At 36.1% G+C, this 6434-nt stretch carries 6 protein-coding genes and 1 other RNA gene; all 7 read left to right on the top strand.

Features of this window, described 5'->3' with window-relative positions; translation table 11 throughout:
- Positions 1-2: 2 nt before the first annotated feature.
- A complete protein-coding gene (locus COX77_00035; protein PIZ99949.1) occupies positions 3-962 on the top strand; it encodes a rod shape-determining protein in 960 nt (319 codons plus the stop codon).
- Positions 963-965: 3 nt separating this feature from the next.
- Complete coding sequence (locus tag COX77_00030; GenBank protein ID PIZ99948.1) at positions 966-2084, top strand: hypothetical protein; 1119 nt, start codon at positions 966-968, stop codon at positions 2082-2084.
- Positions 2085-2107: 23 nt separating this feature from the next.
- Positions 2108-2517, top strand: an RNA gene (gene rnpB / locus COX77_00025) — RNase P RNA component class A.
- 9 nt (positions 2518-2526) lie between these two features.
- Positions 2527-3915 carry a hypothetical protein gene (locus COX77_00020; protein PIZ99947.1) on the top strand — a complete coding sequence of 463 codons (1389 nt, stop codon included), beginning with the start codon at positions 2527-2529 and terminating at the stop codon, positions 3913-3915.
- A gap of 4 nt (positions 3916-3919) precedes the next feature.
- Positions 3920-5026, top strand: coding sequence for a glycosyltransferase family 4 protein (locus COX77_00015; GenBank protein ID PIZ99946.1), 1107 nt, complete (start codon positions 3920-3922; stop codon positions 5024-5026).
- 3 nt (positions 5027-5029) lie between these two features.
- Entirely contained in the window at positions 5030-6148 is a 1119-nt protein-coding gene (locus COX77_00010; protein ID PIZ99945.1) for a hypothetical protein, read from the top strand.
- The coding region (locus tag COX77_00005; protein ID PIZ99944.1) for a hypothetical protein at positions 6145-6434 on the top strand (290 nt) is incomplete at its 3' end. The genes COX77_00010 and COX77_00005, both read left to right, overlap by 4 nt.

Raw genomic sequence — 6434 nt, 5'->3', positions numbered from 1 at the left:
ATGTGCCAAAAAGAGGAATAATTATCAACGAGCCATCGGTGGTTGCTATTTCTGTGATTGACAAAAAAGTACTGGCCGTTGGCGAGGAAGCTAAAGAAATGATTGGACGAACGCCAGATACTATCATCGCGCAACGACCGTTACGCAGTGGTGTCATCGCCGATTATAAAACAACGGAAAGTATGTTACGTTATTTTATCAACAAAGCTTTGGGGGGAGTTAAATTTTTTCGTCCCGAAGTTATGATTGCCGTACCCGCTGGTATCACCTCTACCGAGCGGCGGGCAGTTATTGATGCTACTTTGGCTGCTGGTGCGAAAGCTGCTTATATTATTAAAGAACCAATAGCTGCTGCTATTGGTGCTGATATTCCCATTGGCTCAGCCTCTGGTCACATGATTGTTGATATTGGCGGTGGTACTTCAGAAATCGCTGTCATATCTTTGGGTGGCATTGTTGCTAATACATCCGTTCGTATTGGTGGCAACAAATTTGATAACGCTATTCAAGAATTTATTCGTAAAAAATACGGATTAGCTATTGGCGAAAGAACGTCAGAAATGATAAAAATCAACATTGGTTCGGCCATGTATTTAGGAGAACAAGATAAGATAACGATGGAAGTGAAGGGTCGTGATGTCATTACTGGTTTACCAAGGATAATTTCCGTTGATTCGGAAGACGTTACCGAGGCACTGCAAAATGATTTGCAGGGTATTATTAATGCCGTCAAAACAGTTTTATATAATACGCCGCCGGAATTAGCTGCTGATGTTATGGATAAAGGCATGGTGCTCTCTGGTGGCAGCTCTTTATTACGGAATATTGATAAATTACTAGCCCAAGCTACAGGCGTTCCTGCGTATGTGGCTGACGATGCCTTACTTTGCGTCGCTAAGGGAACAGGCATTGCTTTAGATAATTTAGATTCTTATAAGAGAAGTATTTTAGCCACTAAATAAATTATGGCAACAATTGGTTTGGAAGCCACGCGAGCCAGTAAACAGCAAAAAACAGGTACCGAATGGTATGCGTGGCATATTATTAAGCAATTAACGAGTATTGATCGGAATAATCAATACCGTATTTATTTTAAAGATCATTTAGATCCCGATTTATTATCGGTGAACAATAATGTTAAGTTTATATCTTTGCCTTGGGTTGGGAAAAAACTCTGGACCAATTTACGGTTAAGTTGGGAACTGTTATTAAGACCAGTGGATGTCTTTTTGTCGGTTAACTCAGTACCTTTTTTTGGTTTACGTAAATTAATCGTGGTAATTCACGATCTTGGTTTTTATCGTGAACCTCAGCTTTATCAACCGCTAGAACGGTGGTTTCATAAATTTGAACATCGAATCATGCTAGCTAAAGCAGATCGTATTATTGCCGTCTCCGAAAATACCAAGAAAGACATTGGTTATTATTTTCCTCAGTATTTACCCAAAGTAACGGTCATACTTAATGGTTTTGACCACACTGTTTTTCAACCATTAAGTAGCGAGCAGATTGAGCTCGCAAAAAAACGTTTTGGTTTGCCAGTAAACTATTTACTTTATATTGGCAGAATTGAGACGAAGAAAAATATTTTATATTTGGTAAAATCTTTCAGTCAGACGATGGCCGAACATGATTGGCACCTATTATTAGCTGGACGACCGGGTAATTATGGTTATCAAGAAGTAGTTGACTATATTTGTCTGCATAAAATAGATAACAGAATTCATTTACTTGGCTATTTGGATAATGAAAAGTATCATCAGTTGCTAGCAGCTGCAAGTATTTTTGTTTTTCCCACTAAGTTTGAGGGTTTTGGTATCCCAGTTATTGAAGCTTTGAGTTGCGGTGTCCCAGTACTTTGCTCTGATTTACCAGTATTGCAAGAAGTGGCTGGCACTGCTGCTGAATATTTTAGTTTAAAGGATGAGAACTCATTGGCTAATAAAATTAATTTTTTGATCAATCACGAGGAAAAAAGAGAGCAATTACGTCAGTTAAGTAGAGGACAGGCTAGTAAATATTCCTGGCATCAGTGCGCCCAGGCAATGCAAGAACAAATAAGATTGTTAGTTGACAAAAGTTAATAATTTTTGTATATTAAGAAAATCTAAGAGGGTAAATGATCGCTGCAACATTTTTGTAGCAGAGGAAAGTCCGAACACCATTTTAGTCCTTTTAATAAGGGCGGATAATCGATAACATCGACCCAATGGTCCAGTGGACTATTGAGGACAAGTGCAACAGAAAATAAACCCGCCATTCTCTTTTTTTGGAGTTTGGTAAGGGGTGAAACGGTGGTAATTCCGATCAGGAATTTATCGGTTCAACGGATCGATAGTAAGAGACCACCAGTTCTAGTGGCGACACTGGAAGCTAGGTAAACTCTATCCGGTGCAAACCCAAGTAGGTTTTCATTTAATAGATGAAAACGGGTTGGGTGCTAAAGCTTACTAGCAATAGTAAGATTAGATAGATGATCATTCACGACAGAATTCGGCTTATCGCCCTCTTAGATTTTTTTAGCCTATGAAAAAATTTGAATTAATTATTACCTCCATCTTAGTTCCTCTGGATTATCTTTTTTTGTTACTGGCAGCAATCAGTGCTTATTATTTGCGTTATGATATTTTAAGCGATCAGCTAAAACCAGTTGTTTATTCTTTTTCACTTACGACTTATTTATCAGTAGCATCTATTGTTTTAATCTTTTGGGTAATCATTTTAGGTCTTTCCGGATCTTATTCTTTTAGTCGTCAGAGTATGGGTCAAGAGTTAAAACAAGTTTTTTTAGGTTGCTCCACGGCGACCATGTTAATCATTATTGCTTTCTTTTTTAATGCCCAATTTTTTTCTTCGCGTTTTATTATTTTAGCTCTCTGGATTTTAGCCATAGTTTTTTTAGTGTTAGAAAGAACACTAATTCATTTTTTTAAAAAGTTTTTCTATCTTTATGGCTTTGGCGTCAAAAAGATTATCGTTATCGGTGCTGATGCCAATACATTTAATTTAATCGGATTAATTAAGAAAAAACCCATTTTTGGCTTGCGAGTTATTGAGCATTTGGACCGATTTACCAACAAAGAAAAAGAGTATTTATTTCAATTAAATAAGAAATCGGCGATTGATGAGATTATCCAAGCTGATGCTAATTTATCCTTAGGGCAAAAGGAAGATCTTTTTAATTTCTGTCAGGAAAATCAGATTGGTTTCAAATACATTGCTTCTTTGTTAGAAACCAGACTGACAAACTTTGTTATTAATACTTTTGGGGAGTGGCCAATAATTGAAATACGACATACCAAGCTCGATGGTTGGGGACGTATTACCAAACGAATTATTGATTTAATTATCTCATTGATTAGTTGTATAATTTTAATCCCCATTAGCATTATCGTTGGCTTGATAATTATTATTGATTCCACGGGACCCGTTTTTGTATCTTTAATCAGAGTTGGTTTTCGCGGAAATCTTTTTAATTTGTATAAATTTCGTTCCATGGTGAACAATGCCAAGCAGCTAAAGGATACCATCATTCAATTCAATGAACGGGCAGGGGGACCTCTATTTAAGATGAAAAACGATCCACGGATTACTAAGATCGGTAAATTTTTACGTCAGTATAGTATTGATGAATTACCCCAGTTTTATAATGTGTTAAAAGGTGAAATGAGTATTGTTGGTCCTCGTCCTCACGAACCCGGCGAAGTAGCTAAGTACGAAAATTATCAAAAAAAATTATTTAATATCAAGCCAGGAATTACTGGCTTAGCTCAAGTGTCTGGCCGTTCAGAGTTACTTTTTTCTGAAGAAGTACGTTTAGATTCATACTATATTGAAAATTGGTCAGTCTGGTTAGATTTCTATATTATGATCAAAACTTTTTACGTTATTATTTTTCGTAAAAATGTCGCCTAATTATATGAAGATTGCCCTAGCTCATGATTATCTAGTCCAATATGGTGGTGCGGAAAGAGTTGTTGCTGAATTTATCAATTTATTTCCGGAAGCGCCACTTTACACTTTGCTCGGTAGTAAAAAGAATTTATTAAATCGACCCAGTGATCTGATTAAAAATTCTTTTTTGCAAAATATTCCGCATGCTGAGAAGTTTTTGAAATATTTTTTAGGATTGATGCCTTTAGCTTGGGAGCAGTTTGATTTTACTGACTATCAAATTGTTTTATCATCTACTTCGGGGCTGGCTAAGGGAATTATTACCCCACTCAATTGTTTACATATTTGTTATTGTCATACACCGACCAGATATTTATGGAGTGATGCGCATAGCTATGTCGAGGAACTAAAACAACCAAAAATAGTGAAGTTTTTTTTACCTTTACTATTGCATCGACTAAGATTGTGGGATATGTTCGCTGCTCAACGAGTAGACTATTTTATTGCCAATTCGCATTTTGTGGCGCAAAGAATCAAGAAATATTATAATCGCGAAGCCCGAGTTATTTATCCGCCAGTCAATATTGATGAATATCAAATTAGTCAGGAGCAAGATGACTATTTCATTATCGTTTCTCGTTTGCGACCGTACAAGAAAGTTGATTTGGCCATTAAGGCATTTAATGAGTTGGGTTTACCTTTAATTATTATCGGTGACGGTGAAGAAAAAGACAGACTACAAAAAATGGCCAAAAAGAACATTATATTTTTAGGTGAAGTTTCCGAAGAAATCAAGAAAAAATATTTAGCTCGGGCCAAGGCGTTTATCCATCCACAGATTGAAGATTTTGGCATTGCTGCCGTAGAAGCCATGGCTATGGGTAAACCGATTATTGCGTATGCGCAAGGCGGAGCGTTAGAAACCGTGCAGGATGGCGTAAATGGCGTATATTTTAACGAGCAGTCTTGGGAATGTTTAGTTCACACTATTTTAAAAGCCGACTTTGCCCAGTTCAATCCTCATGCTATACGTGAATCAGTTGCTAAATTTAATATTGCGCGTTTTCGTCAGGAGATAAGGGAATTTATTGCCGAGTGTCGTCAAAAAAACAACCAACATCTTAGTTTGTAATTTATGTGCAAAATTTTAATTGATAGCCGTTCTCTTTTTGATCAAAATAAAGGTGGTATCACAATCTATACCCAGAAGTTAATTGAAGCTTTTTTACAACAACAAGATAATTTGAGTTATTATTATTTGCAAAATAACTGGCGGCAAAAATACCAATCAATCATGGCCTTAGAACCAAATAAGATTGTTAATTACTCGGTACCTTCCAAGGTATTTAATTTAGCCCAGTTGTTATGCCAGCGACCGCGCGTTGATCTCAGGCACTGTTTTGATCTAGTTTGGCAACCTAGTTTTAATTTTATTAGTATTTCTCAGCGCTGTAAATACGTTTTGACTGTTCATGATTTATCTTTTTTGATTAATCCACACTGGTTTGATCGACAGCGAAGATTGTGGCACTGGTTGCAAGCGGTCAAAAAAATGTTGTTTCGCGCAGATCACATAGTTACCGTATCGGAGAATACTAAACAAGACTTAGATTATTTTTTTAATATTAAGTCTGATAAAATTACAGTTATCTCTTCTGGCGCCAATGATTTGGTAGTTGCTGACAACAATCAAGTTTTAAGATTTGAATTACCGGCAAAATATTTTTTTTATTATGGTACAATTGAACCGCGAAAAAATATTGTTGCTCTAGTAACTGCCTGGCAAAAATTAGTCCAGCAAGATAAATATCGCGACATTCACTTAGTTATCGGCGGTTCATTTGGTTGGGGTATGAATAGTTTTATGAAGAATTATATCCAAAAAAATATTAAGAATCTACATTATTTAAATTATCTCAACGATCAGGAAAAAAAAGTATTAATTCAGCGCTGCTTGGCTTTAATTTGGCCAACTTTTTACGAAGGATTTGGCTTCCCACTTGTTGAATGCTTGAAATATAATATTAAAGTAATAACTAGTTATTCATCAGCCATTCCCGAAATAACGCAAAACCAGGTTGTCATGATTAATCCCTACAACGTCAATGATATAATTCTCGCTATGCAAATGGTAGTAGATGATAAATTTAATATTAATAAAGATCAGACAGTATCCTTAGTGGCAAAATACCAGTGGTCGGAAACAGCTCGACAGTACAATGATTTATTTAAAAGATTAATGGCAAATCTATGAGGATTGGTATTGATGCCAGAATGTACGGACCATCAGCCCGAGGATTGGGTCGTTATATCCAAAAATTAATTGATCATTTAGCAATTATTGATCAAGATAATGAGTATTATATATATTTAGGGCCACATAATTGGGATGATTTTCAAACAACTAATCCGAGATTTTTTAAAGTTTTGGTTAGCGCTCGCTGGTATACATTATCCGAGCAGATAATATTTCCGTTAATTCTCTGGCGCTCGAAGCTAGATTTAATGCATTTCCCACATTTTAATGTGCCGTTGTTATA

Source organism: Candidatus Komeilibacteria bacterium CG_4_10_14_0_2_um_filter_37_10 (genome assembly GCA_002793075.1).
Lineage (GTDB): Bacteria > Patescibacteriota > Patescibacteriia > UBA1558 > UBA1558 > UM-FILTER-37-10.
Note: the sequence above shows the minus strand (reverse complement) of the source record. Positions and strands in the feature narration are given on the sequence as shown.

Excerpts from the sequence above, each read along its gene's own strand:
- COX77_00020 (PIZ99947.1), top strand. The coding sequence starts at position 2,527 with ATGAAAAAATTTGAATTAATTATTACCTCCATCTTAGTTCCTCTGGAT.
- COX77_00010 (PIZ99945.1), top strand. The coding sequence starts at position 5,030 with ATGTGCAAAATTTTAATTGATAGCCGTTCTCTTTTTGATCAAAATAAA.
- COX77_00015 (PIZ99946.1), top strand. The coding sequence starts at position 3,920 with ATGAAGATTGCCCTAGCTCATGATTATCTAGTCCAATATGGTGGTGCG.
- COX77_00030 (PIZ99948.1), top strand. The coding sequence starts at position 966 with ATGGCAACAATTGGTTTGGAAGCCACGCGAGCCAGTAAACAGCAAAAA.